Annotated in this window: 12 protein-coding genes; 6 read left to right on the top strand and 6 right to left on the bottom strand. The window is 45.2% G+C overall.

Going from position 1 to position 15,082, the window contains the following annotated elements; genetic code table 11:
• Positions 1 to 519 precede the first annotated feature (519 nt).
• The gene (brnQ, locus tag AC6EJC_RS09270; protein ID WP_444953721.1) at positions 520 to 1,878 is read left to right on the top strand and encodes a branched-chain amino acid transport system II carrier protein; all 1,359 of its coding nucleotides are present in this window, start codon (positions 520 to 522) and stop codon (positions 1,876 to 1,878) included.
• Positions 1,879 to 1,893: 15 nt separating this feature from the next.
• Here the strand turns inward: brnQ and AC6EJC_RS09265 are convergent, their stop codons facing one another.
• Positions 1,894 to 2,814, bottom strand: a complete 921-nt coding sequence (locus tag AC6EJC_RS09265; protein ID WP_444953720.1) for an AraC family transcriptional regulator — start codon at positions 2,812 to 2,814, stop codon at positions 1,894 to 1,896.
• A gap of 181 nt (positions 2,815 to 2,995) precedes the next feature.
• On the opposite strand from AC6EJC_RS09265, the gene yicI reads away from it, so the two are divergent.
• Positions 2,996 to 5,320, top strand: a complete 2,325-nt coding sequence (gene yicI, locus AC6EJC_RS09260; protein WP_444953719.1) for an alpha-xylosidase — start codon at positions 2,996 to 2,998, stop codon at positions 5,318 to 5,320.
• A 152-nt stretch (positions 5,321 to 5,472) separates the two neighbouring features.
• Here the strand turns inward: yicI and AC6EJC_RS09255 are convergent, their stop codons facing one another.
• Positions 5,473 to 6,426, bottom strand: a complete 954-nt coding sequence (locus tag AC6EJC_RS09255) for a serine hydrolase domain-containing protein (RefSeq protein WP_444953718.1) — start codon at positions 6,424 to 6,426, stop codon at positions 5,473 to 5,475.
• Between the two features lie 276 nt (positions 6,427 to 6,702).
• Between AC6EJC_RS09255 and AC6EJC_RS09250 the strand changes: the two genes are divergently transcribed.
• Together AC6EJC_RS09250 and AC6EJC_RS09245 are read left to right on the top strand one after the other, a co-directional pair.
• Positions 6,703 to 8,418, top strand: a complete 1,716-nt coding sequence (locus tag AC6EJC_RS09250; RefSeq protein ID WP_444953717.1) for a methyl-accepting chemotaxis protein — start codon at positions 6,703 to 6,705, stop codon at positions 8,416 to 8,418.
• A gap of 90 nt (positions 8,419 to 8,508) precedes the next feature.
• Positions 8,509 to 9,819, top strand: coding sequence for an MFS transporter (locus AC6EJC_RS09245; protein ID WP_444953716.1), 1,311 nt, complete (start codon positions 8,509 to 8,511; stop codon positions 9,817 to 9,819).
• A gap of 127 nt (positions 9,820 to 9,946) precedes the next feature.
• Here the strand turns inward: AC6EJC_RS09245 and AC6EJC_RS09240 are convergent, their stop codons facing one another.
• The 3 genes from AC6EJC_RS09240 to fsa form a co-directional block, all read right to left on the bottom strand.
• Entirely contained in the window at positions 9,947 to 11,146 is a 1,200-nt protein-coding gene (locus AC6EJC_RS09240; RefSeq protein ID WP_444953715.1) for an MFS transporter, read from the bottom strand.
• 1 nt (position 11,147) lies between these two features.
• Positions 11,148 to 11,603: a MarR family winged helix-turn-helix transcriptional regulator gene (locus AC6EJC_RS09235; protein ID WP_444953714.1), complete on the bottom strand. Its 456-nt coding sequence runs from the start codon at positions 11,601 to 11,603 to the stop codon at positions 11,148 to 11,150.
• Positions 11,604 to 11,800: 197 nt separating this feature from the next.
• A complete protein-coding gene (gene fsa / locus AC6EJC_RS09230; RefSeq protein ID WP_013309811.1) occupies positions 11,801 to 12,448 on the bottom strand; it encodes a fructose-6-phosphate aldolase in 648 nt (215 codons plus the stop codon).
• A gap of 184 nt (positions 12,449 to 12,632) precedes the next feature.
• Here fsa and AC6EJC_RS09225 point away from each other — a divergent pair, with 184 nt between their 5' ends.
• Together AC6EJC_RS09225 and AC6EJC_RS09220 are read left to right on the top strand one after the other, a co-directional pair.
• Positions 12,633 to 13,343: a CBS domain-containing protein gene (locus AC6EJC_RS09225; RefSeq protein WP_444953713.1), complete on the top strand. Its 711-nt coding sequence runs from the start codon at positions 12,633 to 12,635 to the stop codon at positions 13,341 to 13,343.
• A 21-nt stretch (positions 13,344 to 13,364) separates the two neighbouring features.
• A complete protein-coding gene (locus AC6EJC_RS09220) occupies positions 13,365 to 13,985 on the top strand; it encodes a TraX family protein (RefSeq protein ID WP_444953712.1) in 621 nt (206 codons plus the stop codon).
• Between the two features lie 89 nt (positions 13,986 to 14,074).
• Here AC6EJC_RS09220 and AC6EJC_RS09215 read toward each other — a convergent pair whose 3' ends face one another.
• Positions 14,075 to 15,073 (bottom strand): polysaccharide deacetylase family protein, encoded by a 999-nt coding sequence (locus tag AC6EJC_RS09215; RefSeq protein WP_444953711.1) that lies wholly within the window; start codon positions 15,071 to 15,073, stop codon positions 14,075 to 14,077.
• Positions 15,074 to 15,082 lie beyond the last annotated feature (9 nt).

Genomic DNA, 15,082 nt, shown 5'->3' with positions numbered 1-15,082 from the left:
AAATTCCTTTATAGTTCATTAAGCTCACTAAGTAGGAGGAGAAACATAGGGTAGCATCATAATTACATAAGCAAGGGTATGAAGTGATTCATTCTGCAAGTACAAAGTTACTTGAAACAGTGATCGTATATAGAGTATTGTGTAACGATGAGTTAAGACGAAACCCACTCATCCTAAAGGCACAGGTTATCACTAGGCTCAATAGACATTGCTAACATCCAGATAGAAGCAGGATCCGAATCGAGGATACGGCAGTCTTTATAGTTGCCATGTTTACGTTGATTAAAAACTTTCCTACACCGGTCAGAAGGGGGGGCGGATGGCTGTCCCTGATTGATGCTGGTCATTTAGATCGAAGTGAGCATTTTTTGTGAATAGCACGAGTTTACATACTCTAGGCAATCAGATACCGTTCTTTGGATGCAACAATTGGATATGTCCCTATTAACATATATTATACAAAATTAAAAGAAAACGAATAAAACAAAACGTTGTGAGTTCGTGGTTGGAGGATTTATTATGTCAAAAAGTGTTTCTTCGTCCTTTATTATCATTATAGGATCGATGCTATTTGCCTTATTTTTTGGTGCAGGGAATCTAATCTTTCCACCTATGCTTGGGCAAATGGCCGGAAAGAATGTATGGATAGCCAATGCGGGTTTCTTGGTTACCGGTGTTGGCTTACCATTACTAGCCGTCACAGCCTTTGTTTTTTCGGGCAAAAGCAATTTGCAAACTTTAGCGAGTCGTGTACATCCCGTATTCGGCATTGTCTTTACAACAATCCTTTATCTAGCCATCGGGCCTTTATATGCAATTCCTAGAACCGGTAGTGTGTCATTTGAAATTGGAGTAAAACCTTTTTTTTCAAACAATGCAGATCATCCTGTCGCACTTTTTGTATTTACTATCCTTTTTTTTGCAGTTGCATGTTTGTTATCACTTAATCCTACAAAAATTATTGATGTAATCGGAAAGTTTCTAACACCCATTAAATTGACATTCATTGGATTACTTGTGATTGTAGCTATTATTCACCCAATAGGAAAATTCCAAGAACCTGCGGAGGGTTATACATCGAATGTCTTTTTCAAAGGCTTTCAAGAGGGTTATTTAACATTGGACGCTCTTGTAGCCTTTATTTTTGGAATTATCATTGTGAATGCAATTAAGGATAGAGGAGCTACTACAAAAAAAGAGTTGATGATCATTTGTGCCAAAGCGATAGCGATTGCGGTTATACTCTTAGCTTTTATCTATACGTCTCTCTCATACATGGGAGCTTCTAGCGTTGAAAAATTGGGCGTTTTAGGAAATGGCGCTGAAGTGTTAGCTAAGGTTTCCTCCTATTATTTTGGATCTTACGGTTCTATTCTATTAGGCTTAATGATTACAGTAGCGTGTTTAACGACAAGTGTGGGGCTTATCACTGCCTGCTCTTCCTTTTTCCATGGATTATTTCCAAAAATCTCTTATAAAAGAGTTGTTCTCATGTTATCTATATTTAGTATCCTTGTAGCCAACATAGGTTTAACACAGCTCATTAAGGTTTCAACACCAGTACTAATCGCAATATATCCCATTGCTATTTCTCTAATATTTTTAACGTTTTTACATCCTGTATTTAAAGGAAAGTCAGAAGTATATCAAGGCAGTTTGATATTAACCTTTATCATTAGTTTATTTGATGGCTTGAATGCTGCTGGAATACAAATTAAAGTAATTAATGATTTTTTCAGTCATCTTCTTCCATTATATGATGTAGGGTTGGGGTGGCTAATTCCCTCTGTTTTAGGAGGCGTAGGTGGCTACATATTTACTATATTAAGAGAAAGAAAAATAATATTAGTACTTATGAAGCCCAAAAAAAATAAATGATTTGTCCTATGCATATTAGTCTGTTATATAAGGGACAGCAAGCGCCTGATCTGCTTCGTGCTGCTTACGGTACTGCGAAGGAGTCAGGCCGTTCCATTTTTTAAAGGTCGCAATAAAATAGCTTAGATTGTCAAAGCCAACGTCCAGTGCAATATCAACCACTTTGCGATCACTTTGCTCCAGCAGCCTGCAAGCCTTCTGAACCCGATGATAGTTGATATATTCTACCGGGCTTTTCTGAACCATCTGCTTGAAAAAACGGCAAAAATGCCCCTCACTCATACCAATCTCATCTGCGATCTCCCGTAAACGTATAGGCTCATGTGCATGACTGTTGATATACGCAAGTGCTTTTTTGATCCGTTCAACCTTGCTGCGTTGACCCGCCATAATCACATCTTCTCCGTTAGCGGGGGTCATATGTGGGTACAGGCAGGCGATCATGCTATAGAGCTGCGCCTTGGTCGCCAGTTCACGGGCAGGCGTATTCTGCTCATGGCTGGTGATAATGTGTCGCAATGCAGTCAGCACCTCTTGCTCCCAAGGCTGCACGCCGCGAATGTGAGGGGGAGGGACAAGCTTTTTACTGATAAATGGGTCAATAAACTGCGTCTGCACCGTATCCTGCGTGCGGCTGTGCAGTATGTCGGGGTGAAACACCACCGCAGAGAACACGCAGCGAGGGCTTTTTTGTAAATAACCGGCGTGAAGCTCGCCGCTGTTTACAAAAAGGGCCTCACCTTCGCTAACCTCCGTATAGACCATATCCGTCTGAAATACGGCGCTCCCCTGTTCCACTACGATAAACTCCATCTCTTCATGCCAATGGGACTCCAATATACTATTTCCATTCAACTGCTCTACGCTCGGATATACGCTGACCGGATACATGGGATTGCCATGAATGCGGTTTTCCCGCAACATTTCCCTTTGCATTTCAATGACCTCTTTTCTGCTATCTAATTTATATGTAAAAGATCAAAATATTGATACAATACGTCAAAATAAAAGAAGTAAACCCTTACATAAATCAATATTATTATAGTAAGGATTTCGAAAAAGTCCAACAAGCGATTTGGAATCAAGAATATAAAGATCGAGACGGAGGAAGGAACAGATGAAATTTACAGATGGCTATTGGTTGGTTCGCAAGGGCTATGAAATACAAAATCCTGCTGAAATCCGTGATATCGTGACGGACGATGCTTCCATGACGGTATATGCAGCGACCCATCGGATTGAGCACAAAGGAGATACGCTGAACGGAGCGTTGCTGAAAGCGACCTACAGCTCGCCTATGCCGAATGTCATTCGGGTATGTTTGAACCACCACAAGGGGCGGGTGCATCATGGGCCGGACTTTGAAATTCACACCTTGCCGACAGAGGTGGACATTACGGTGGGCGAGGACGCAGCGGTTCTTAAAAGCGGTGATCTGAGTGTGCGAGTCGGTCGTGGGAAGAGCTGGGATGTAGGCTTTTATGTCGAGGATCGTAAAGTCACAGGCAGTGGACATCGGGGACCAGGCTACATTACAGACCCGCAGGATCAGCCTTTTTTCCGGGAGCAGCTGGAGTTGGGCATCGGGGAGTACGTATACGGACTCGGGGAGCGTTTCACCCCGTTCGTGAAAAATGGCCAGGTGGTCGATATCTGGAATGAAGATGGCGGAACCAGCAGTGAACAGGCATACAAAAACATTCCATTTTATCTATCCAATAAAGGGTATGGTGTATTCGTCAATCATCCGGAAAAGGTATCGTATGAGATTGCATCGGAAAATGTCTCAAAGGTACAGTTTAGCGTTTCCGGCGAATCGTTAGAGTATTTTATTATTGGTGGAGCTAACCCTAAAGAGGTGCTGGACAATTATACCAAGCTGACGGGTAAGCCTGCGTTACCGCCAGCCTGGACCTTTGGTTTGTGGCTGACCACTTCGTTCACGACAGATTATGATGAAGCGACAGTGAACCATTTTGTGGACGGGATGGCTGGGCGGGATCTGCCACTCTCGGTATTCCATTTTGACTGCTTCTGGATGAAGGAATACCAATGGTGCGATTTCCAGTGGGATCAAGATATGTTCCCAGACCCGGAAGGCATGCTGCAGAGATTGAAAGCAAAGGGTCTCAAAATTTGTGCATGGATCAATCCGTATATTGCGGAAAAATCCATTTTGTTCGATGAAGGTATGGAGAATGGCTATCTGGTCAAAACTGCCGATGGCGGCGTGTGGCAATGGGACATGTGGCAGGCGGGGATGGGGCTGGTTGACTTCACGAATCCGGCTGCAGTGGCCTGGTATCAGGATAAGCTGAAGGTGTTGGTAGATCAGGGCGTGGATTGCTTCAAAACCGATTTTGGCGAGCGTATCCCTACCCATGTGGTATATCATGACGGCTCTGATCCGATGAAGATGCATAACTATTATACGCATTTGTACAACAAGGCTGTATTTGATGTGCTGGAGGAAAAGCTGGGTAAAAATGAAGCTGCGTTATTTGCGCGTTCCGCTACAGCCGGGGGACAACAGTTCCCGGTTCACTGGGGCGGAGACTGCTCATCGACGTATGAGTCGATGGCGGAATCCTTGCGTGGCGGTTTGTCGCTTGGTTTGAGTGGCTTTGGCTTCTGGAGCCATGATATTAGCGGTTTCGAGTTAACTGCTGCGCCGGACGTATATAAACGGTGGGTGCAATTTGGACTTTTGTCCTCCCATAGCCGTCTGCACGGAAACGAGTCATATCGCGTGCCTTGGCTGTTCGACGAAGAATCGGTGGACGTGGTGCGCAGCTTTACGAAACTCAAATGCTCGCTGATGCCATACCTGTATCCTTCTGCTGTAGAATCCTCGGTGAAGGGACTACCGATGATGCGGGCTATGGTATTGGAATTCCCGCAGGACCCAACCTGTGCAACGCTGGATCTGCAATACATGCTGGGGGATTCCATTTTGGTAGCCCCGATCTTTAATAAAGAAGGCAATGTACAGTATTATGTACCAGAGGGACAGTGGACGAATTTGTTAACGAATGAAAGCGTGTCGGGTGGTCGCTGGGTCAACGAGCATCATGATTTTACAACCCTGCCTGTGCTCGTGAAGCCGAACACACTGTTGGCAATCGGTCATGAGGACAGTCGTCCGGATTATGATTATGCTGATCAAGTGGCACTCCATTTGTTTGAGCTCGGTGAAGGGCAACAGGCTCGAACCGTTATCGTGAATACGTCAGGTGAAGAAGAATTGACTGTCACCGCCAGCCGCAAGGATTCCGTCATTACGGTGAAGGCAGAAGGTGCCGTTAAACCATGGTCGTTAGTACTGCGGGGCATCCACGAGGCTGTTCAAGTGGAGGACGGCAGCAGCCGATCGGGAGAACAAGGTGTAATCATTACACCAGCCTCGAGCGGACAGCAAGAGGTTACTATTCACTTGGGCTAGGTAAGCTCGCCTGCGGATGAAATATGTAATAATCTCAATTATATTGCAAAAAAGGGTTTGCCTGATCAAACAGGCAGGCCCTTTTTGATGCAGATTTTGGATAGACCAATTTGATAGAAACCAGTTGCAACTTTTAGCTTCAGTATCTATTCCTATTCATTCTGCTGGAGTAGCAGCGGTACAATATACTGTCGGAAAATATCCACAGGAGTCCGTTTCTTTTTGAATTTATCAGCGGTAACGACAACTACCATGTCATACGACGGGACGACAACAATATATTGCCCACCAAAGCCGAGTGCGTAAAAATTGTCCGTTTCAGTTCCTGTCTCTGTTTCATCTGAAAAAGAAGAAGCCCACCAGTGCCAGCCGTAAAATGCTTTTTGTGGTTTGGCGGCCGGAAGGAATGGACGGGTCGAATATCGGACTGTCTCTGTTTGGATGAACTGACGTCCTTCCCAGCTTCCTTCGTTCAGATAAAGACGCCCGAATTTGAGCATGTCCATCGGCTTAAGATGCAGCCCGAAGCCTCCAGTATGAGTGCCCTGCGGATCGGTTTCCCAAAGGTAGCTTTCGATACCGAGTGGTTGGAATAATTGCTGCTCGGCAAATTTAGCAACTGCTTGTCCAGAAGCATAACGCAGCATGGTGGACAAAAGTTGAGAACAGCCAGAACTGTACTCCATTCGCGTGCCCGGCACATCCGATAGTGGCTGTGAAAGCACAAATTGCACCCAGTCTGACGTTTTGCTCATGGTAGGAAAAGAATTTTGTCCGCCAAATTCCGTCCAGTTAAAGCCTGCGGACATCGTCAGCAGATGTTCAATCGTAATATCACGCTTTCGAGGGTCACTGTCATTGGCCAACTGGGGAAAGAATTCGAGGATCGGCGTCTCCGGTTTCGGTACCAGTTGTTGATCCATAGCGATACTAACTAATGCGGAAATGACGCTTTTTGTACATGAATTTATTTTATAGAGTTCGTTAGCAATTTGAGGTTCACGATAGTAATTCATGATCATGTTACCCTGCTGCTCAATAAGGCAGCTGCGGGTTTCCAACTCGTTAAGCACGTGAATAAGCGGTTTGAGTTCCAGACTTTTCATGCAGATCCTCCTTGAGGCTTATGGCATACCAATACATAGTATATCATTTTTAACAATCCGAATTCGACAAGTACAAACTGAAAACAGATCATTTCATTTACCTAATATTGAATTTTTTTGTTTTTTGATATTGAAAAAAATATATATGTTCACTAAATAGACACAAACATATTTAAAACTCTATACACTTTTTCTGTTTCATTCAAAAAAACAATCGAATAAAACGATATATAGTAAGTTGGACATTTTATTCAGAAATAACTGGGGGACCGATTCATGAATTTAACAATTAAGGCCAAAATGATTCTTAGCGCGATACTGATCCCAAGTGTAATTGCGGCCATGCTGCTGACCAATTACATTTTAAGCGTACATAGTGAGAACGAGTACAAGGATATTATGAATCGTGAAGAGGCTATTGCGTATAACTCGAAGTCTCTTCAATTTTTGTTAAACGGGATATCTAATGATGAGCGGGCATATTTGCTAACTCGTGACGAACAGTACGGGCAAGAGATCGGAAACAAGCAGAGTGAAGTTGTAAAGTTGTTACAGGAGACAGAAGCTCTGCTCGATACAGGTAATGAGGATACGAAGAAAAAGATGACTGATCTCAAGACGGGGATTAACACCTATATGAATCAAGTTCATCGTTTACTGACTATAGCGGGATATCAGAGTACAAGGGATGCTTTCCCGCCATTTTCTGATTTGCTCGATGATTTTGAAAACGAACGGGTTTTGCGCAAGCAGCTTGATGCAAAGGTGATCGCATTTGTCAAAGCTCAAGAGGATATAGTGACGGTGAAAGTACAGCAGGCACACCAAACGATGACGAATACAACCTTGATTACGAGCATTGTAGGATTTCTAGTTATTATTTATAGTATTGCTCAATCCATCGTTTTGATTCGTTCCATTCGTCCATTACACCATATGAATGAGCAACTGTTGGAAATGTCCCAAGGTGGGGGAGATTTGCGTAGTCGACTGGATATTACGTCCAAAGACGAAATCGGTATGATTGCGGGCTCTTACAACAAGCTTATTGAGGGGTTCCGCAGCATTATAGTGGATGCTCAGGATACGGCGCGTACATTATCCGTAACCGCAGAGAGGGTTAGCGTAGGTACCGAGGAAATGAATCAGGCCAATCGTCATACTTCCGGTGTAATGGAAGAGCTTGCGGCTGGTATGGAGCATCAGGTCGATGATATTACACAAACTACAGATACAGTAAAAGAGTTTGCCCACGAATTGGAGCATATCGCAGCCACGAGCCAGCAAGTGTACGAGTTGTCTGATTCAGCCGCTAAAGATGCAGAAGCAGGGGAACAATCTATAGGTCAGGCCATGCGTCAGATGGAGAAGGTAAGCGAAAGTGTAGGCAGCTCTGCACGTGCTGTACGTTCGCTTAGTGAACAGGCCGAACAGATTGGAATGATCGGTTCTGTCATTACCGGAATTGCCAAACAGACAGGAATGCTGGCGCTTAACGCGTCGATTGAAGCGGCAAGAGCCGGAGAGCAGGGCAGAGGATTTGCTGTTGTAGCCTCTGAGGTCAGAAGATTGGCCGAGCAGGTATCGGTCTCCGCAGCTGAAATCACACAATTTGTTCAAAATATTCAGGAGCATGTCGGAAATGTCGCATCCAGTATGCAAACCGGGACGGTTGAAGTGCAGTCCGGCGTAAAGGTCATGCAATCCGCTGAAACCGCATTTCGTCAGATTGGAAGTTCCATTCAACAGGTCAGCGAACAGATTCACAGTGTAAATCGGTCTGTAGAACAGATGTCCGGTGGATCAGAGCGAATGGTGGAAGCGGTGGAACGCATTCGTGAAGTAGCGGAGCAATCGGCAGGGGGAACCCAGAGCGTCAGTGCGGCGGCTGAAGAACAACTGGCTTCGATGGAGGAAATTGCATCATCCATTCATACACTGGCGGATATGTCGCAACTGCTGAATGCAAGGGTCGGAGGATTTAAAGTGTAGCCGCATAAATCCCCACCAATGTAAACACAATAACATCTGTTGAACGAATCTGAACAGCTGTGTTATTACTTTTGCAAAGGTGGTAACGGGATGCAACAAAATAAAGGGAATCTGCTTGCATTAGGTTCCATCCCGCTGATGATGACGCTGGGTAATTCCATGCTGATTCCTGTTTTGCCGGAAATCGGACGTAAGCTACATGTAAGCTCTTTTCGGATTAGCATGTTGATTACAGTATATGCGGTAGTGGCCATTTTACTGATACCGATTGCGGGCTATCTCTCCGACCGATTTGGCCGTAAGGCGGTGATTGTTCCCTGTCTGATTCTGACTGTGATTGGAGGGGGAATTTCTGCGGTGGGAGCATGGTTGCTTCACGATTTGGCAGCATACTGGACCATTATTGCAGGTCGTCTACTTCAAGGAGCGGGAGCAGCAGGGGCTTTTCCTATAGTCATTCCGCTTGTGGGTGATCTGTACGAGAACGAGGATGAGGCCAGCAAGAACCTGGGGGTAGTCGAGACCTACAACACATTCGGTAAAGTGTTAAGTCCGATACTCGGTGCCGCGTTGGGAGCAGTTCTATGGTTCTTGCCATTGGCGGTGATTCCGGGCCTCTGTTTGATTTCGCTCATTTTGGTGCTTTGGCTGATCCATGTACCCAAGCGTAAGAACCAGCCGATTATGTTTCGAGAGTTTGCGGGAAATGTGAAGCAGGTGCTTGCCGAAAAAGGACGCTGGCTCTATGCTATTTTCGCTATGGGCGGTATTTGTATGTTTGTCATTTTTGGCGTCTTGTTCTACTTATCCGACATACTGGAAAGTCGTTACAACCTCCATGGAGTCTGGAAAGGCTTTGTGCTGGCCATTCCGCTTATTTCCCTCTGTCTGTGCTCTTATTTAGGAGGCAAGATTATCGGCAAGCACAAAAAGCGCATGAAATGGATCGGTTTTGGCGGTTTGGCCATATTGACGATCAGCTTTGCTATTCTCGGATTTTTTCAACATATTTATGCGGTGATTGGACTGTTTACGTTAGGGGGCGGCGGAATTGGGCTCGCACTGCCTTGTTTGGATGCCCTGATTACAAAGGGAATTGAAAAAGAGGAGCGCGGAACCATTACTGCCTTGTATAGCAGCATGCGCTTTGTCGGGGTATCGCTAGGTCCTCCGGTTGTATCCTTGCTGCTGGGCAGCAGTGGACATGGTCTGCTCTTTGGCGTGATGGCCGCAGTGGGAGGCATTGCCGCTCTGCTGATGCTTTTTGCGGTCAAACCAAAGCAGGATGAACCAGCAGATGACAAATCCAATGATCGTATGAATGTAAATGAGGGACTGACAGACGTGTCCCGAGAAAAGCCTCTTTCTTCCAAGCTAAGACGCAAAACTCCTGCGAAATAAAAGAAAATGTGCTTGAAAATGAAATACTTAAAAATGAAAAAGCACCCGTTGTCCATGAAACCATGGTAACGGGTGCTTTTGATAACTTGAGCAAGTATAAACTTATATTCATTTGTAAATAATAGCCTTACCCCTTCAGCGGGACATGCGTTTTAAGCTTACGGTTTGTGATTATTTGAATGACATAGATCAGCAAGAACAGCACAATAAACAGCGAGGAAAGACGGTACATCCACGCATAATCACTTGCTTTGGCGATAATGCCAAGTATAAGCGCTCCGGCTGCTACCCCGAAATCGAGGGAATTGAGAAACATACCGTTTGCCATGCCCCTCTGTTTAGGAGACACGACTTGAATCATCCAGGTTTGCAGGGTCGGCTGCATGACACCAAACCCGATACCGTAGCAAAGAGCAGACACATACATGAAGACGTCACTGTGCGCGTAGGAAAGCAGGATCAGACCGCCAATCAGAAACAGGGAACCGGGGATAAGCAGTGCTTTTGCCCCTTTTTTGTCATATATACGGCCCGAGAAGGGACGCACGATCAGTACGGATACCGCATTAAACAGGAAAAAGTAGGCTGGGTGCGCAAGATTTGCTTCATCCCCGTAAAGCGCCATAAAGCCGAGCAATCCGCCATACGTGATAGACATAAGCATGTTCAGCAAGGCGGGAATCCATAATTTACGGTTAAATGCCGGTTTTCGCCCCTCTTCCAAAGGAACCATAGGTGGTTCGATGTGCCCCTTAGGCAGTGTGCGAATTAGCCAGCAAGCCAGCGGGAAAATAACCACAATGACAGCTGCTGTCGTATAGGCAAGCAGGTTAAAACTGCTGTATTGCAGCATCGAAATGCCGATGGTTGGTCCAATCGACATCGCTAAACTAGTGGACAGACTAAAAAATCCCATTCCTTCACCGAGACGTTTAGGTGGGATGACGTCAGAGGCCATCGTTGGAAAGGCCGTACTACTCATACCGAAGCCGATCCCAAACAACATCCGCATGAGCAGAAGCACTGTAATCGTCGGTGAAACACTGTATCCCAGCGTTCCTGCTAATGCAAACAGCAGCCCGACGAAGATCAGGGTGCTGCGATGTCCTTTTTCCAGCATACGGGCTGAAAAAAGTCGTGCTGCAATCGCACTTAAAGCGAATAATGTGGTAACGAGACTGACCTGAACGGAACTGGCGTTGAATGTATTTTTCACATAAGAAGGAATGGAAGATAAGATCATCTGTAATTCTAGAAACAAAAATAAATTGGAAACCGTAAGAACGATAAATTCTTTGGTCCAAAGAGGTTGCTTGCCTTGTTGCATATTAATCGTTCTCTCCTTGTTTTTCTGATTCAGTCATGTTGGCGTGAATTTGTAAAAGGGTTTGGCGGAATTGCTTCAGATCGGCAGAGGAAATTCCTTTTACAAAATCGTGGTTGGCATCGCGTTCGACAGGAAGCGTCTCCTCCACAAGCTGTCGGCCTGCTTCAGTCAAATGAAGCAAATAGGCCCGACGATCCTGTGGGCTATTTACACGCCGTACCCAGCCCTTCTTGTCCAACAAATCAATAATTCGAGTCGTGGTAGGCTGATCCTTAACGGCCTTAGCTGCAATTTCTTTCTGATTTAAACCCTCGGCCTGATAGATTTGGTATAGAACCGACCATTGCTCTGGGGAAATATCATAAGGTTTAAGGCGATGCGAGAGCTGCTGACTCATTTTGCGATGAGTAATCCCGAGCAACATCCCAATGGAACAATCGGGTGGCAAGTTATTCATAAGGTAATCCTTTCTGTATTCCGCACATAGATTAATTCGAAATTAATTAGTTGTTAAAACAATTATATGAACAACAAGTTATTTTGTCAAAAAAAGTTGTTCAGCGTATTTGGTCACCAAAGTCAAAACAAAAAAACAGCCCGAAAAGTACGGGCTGTTTGGGTGTAATGTAATATCGTTTTTCCATGACTGGCGAATTAAGCTTTAGGTACGGTTTCCCAGTCCTTCAGGAAGCGTTCGATACCACTGTCTGTCAGCGGGTGTTTCCACAGGGAAGGAAGTAAGGAACCTGGAATGGTAGCGATATGTGCACCAGACAGAGCAGCATCTTCTACATGCTTAATGTTACGGATGGAAGCCGCGATGATTTCGGATTTCAGACCATGAATGTCCAAAATTTGTCTCAGTTCACGAATCAGCTTCATACCGTCAACAGCGATATCATCCAGACGTCCTACGAACGGGCTGATAAAAGTAGCGCCAGCTTTGGCTGCCATCAAACCTTGAGCCGCGGAGAAAATCAGTGTTACATTCGTTTTGATTCCGTTCTTGGTCAGCTCGTTACAAGCGTACAAGCCGTCTTCGGTCATAGGAAGCTTGATAACCACGTTGGGTGCCCACTTCGCGATGTCATAAGCTTCTTTGAGCATATCTTCAGCCTTCAGGCCAATAACCTCAGCACTTACGGGACCTTCAACGATACTGCAAATCTCCTGAATGACTTCCTTGAACACTCGACCTTCCTTAGCGATCAGTGAAGGGTTCGTTGTTACACCATCAACCAGACCCAAACGTTCAATACGTTTGATTTCCTCAATGTTACCAGTATCCAAGAAAAATTTCATTTGATTTCCTCCTCAGGGTTATTAGTACATAATACATATCACATATGATGTACATTAGCTCATTTAAATGTAGCATATTGCACACGTTAAACTTATAATTAGTATGTATTACATTCTTAATTGTGACACATTTTAAATTTGAAAACAAGCTGTCTATGATTAAAATTTGATGAATTGTCGGAAAATGCTGAAATCTACCGATCTATGCTCATTTATAATGTATACTACCCCATTCCATAAGGAGGTAATCATTATTCAACTGTCTGAAAGACAGCGGGAAATTGTTGATATTGTCCAGCGTCTGGCGCCTGTTACGGGGGACAAGATTGCTGAAGAACTGGGACTGACGCGACCGACTCTACGTTCTGACCTTGCTCTGCTTGTTATGCTCGGGCTGGTGGATGCCAAGCCGAAGGTGGGCTACTTGCCAGGACGTTACCCAAAATATGATAGTCATATCGGCAGTATGCTCAAAAAGCTGACTGTGGCGGATATACTTAGTGATCCGATTTTGATTTCCGGTGGCGCTACCGCCTATGATGCGGTACTGATGCTGTTTCAGCAAAATACAGGCACGCTAATGGTCACAGGGGAGGAGCAGGAACTCATTGGAATTGTTACCCGCAAGGATTTGCTGAAAGTCATGCTGGGGCATACCGATCTTCACACCGTCCCGGTGACCATGGCAATGACGCGGCGGGCACAAATGACGACGCTTGCTCCAGGAGATTCTTTACTGGAAGCGATATCGAGACTGGTTCGGCATCAGGTTAATTGTCTTCCAGTTTTGGACGAGCGATGTATCTCCTCAACTCCAATTCAGGGGTTGGTAGGGCGGGTTACAAAAACGGACATCATGAACGCCATTCTGAGCTTGACGGAAGAAAAAACGTAAAACATGAATAAGGGGGCCTATATGTACTGGTTGGCCATGCTGACGATGCTGATTGACCATATCGGACTTGTGTTTTTTCCGACGGATCCGGCTTGGAGAATTGCCGGCAGGCTTGCTTTTCCAATCTACGCGTACGCGCTGTATATGGGGTATACCCGTACCCGAGATATGCGGAGCTATATGCTCCGTCTACTCGGGCTGGCCCTGATTTCTCAGGTGCCCTATATGCTGGCGTTTGATGTGCTCAGACCGAACGTGATCTGGACGCTATTGGCGTCGTTGCTCGCGCTGGCTGCTGCATCCCGCATGAAGCATTGGGTGGCTGCAACGGGTCTATACGTCCTCACAGCTCTGGTCATGGAGCTCAGCCAGATGGATTACGGGGCCTATGGTCTGCTGCTTGTTCTCATTTATCGATACACCCGTTCATATATGATGATTGCAGCCCATTTTGCTTTGAACGTTGTGTATGATATGGTGCACCACACGAATCTCCAGCACTTTAGTCTGCTGACCAGCATTCTGATCGTATGTTTCGCAACTGGAGAGAGTGGATTTTATAGTCGGGTACCTCGTTGGTTGTGGCGCAGCTTTTACCCGGTACATCTGGCTGTTATTGCGGCAATTCGCATCTGGCCCTAATCTCATCATATACAACAAAAGAACCTTTAAAACCATGACATAAATGGTTTTAAAGGTTCTTTTGTATCCTTAAATAAGCTAGCTAACGTTTAGGATACCTTGTTGGGACCTTGGGCAAAAGGAAGTGGTCGAAGGGGAGCGCCTTCCTTCATGTATTGCACCAATACTTCCGGAATATTGTGTATTCCACCTGCATTGACGCGATAGCCGTTCGTTTGCCCTGGCGAGTTAATCCCGCGTTTCACCGTGAACGTAACGTCAATGCCCAAGGAGCGGCAAATTTCCATCGTCTCCTTGGTATACCCACCATAAGGGAAGGCAAGTACATTCTGATCATTGTGTAGATGCTTGAACAGCTTCTTGTCAGCCATGTCCAAATCGGTAGAAACCCGCTGTTTGAACTCATTCTCGGTTTCCATTCGCCCCAGCTTTTTCGAATACACCGGACCCATCAGAAGCGGTTTTTGTTGGGTGCGTGCTGTGTTGGAGTATCCGTACGCATGCTGGTCATTGGTATGATTGTAAAAATCAATGCCCTCGGCATGCATCTGATGAATTTGATCCCATGTCAACTTTGGAATACCAATATGTTTGGGATTGCTGATCGTGGACGTGATGAGAAAATTGGTTGCCGGTACCTGATACTTTTTCAACACGGGAAAAGTATCCGTATAAAAGGACTCATAGCCGTCATCGAATGTCATGAGTACCGCATTATCGGGAACCTTAGCTTTATGTAAAATAAAATCCGTATACTCTTTCATCGTGATCCAGTGGAAGCCGTTAGCTTTCATCTCGTCCAACTGACTCGTTAAATTACTAAGCTTGAGAGCACCGGGATCAGGTGGAGTCTTGGTCACTTCATGATACATCAGGACAATTACTTTGTTTTGGTAATATACTTTATCTGGTGTAGGCGTCAGTGAGAATAAATGGCGCACCAGTCGATCTGCATTAGCTGTGCGTGTACGATGAGTCCCTTTAATTGTAGGCGTGTGATATATGTTGCGTGCTTCATACACCAAAATCCCTAAAATAGCCACCAAGCTTATCATTAGCAACGTTCTTTTAAAAAAAGTGTGTTTCATTGAATGACA

Source organism: Paenibacillus sp. TY11 (genome assembly GCF_059772165.1).
This window is presented reverse-complemented; position numbering and strand designations above follow the sequence as displayed.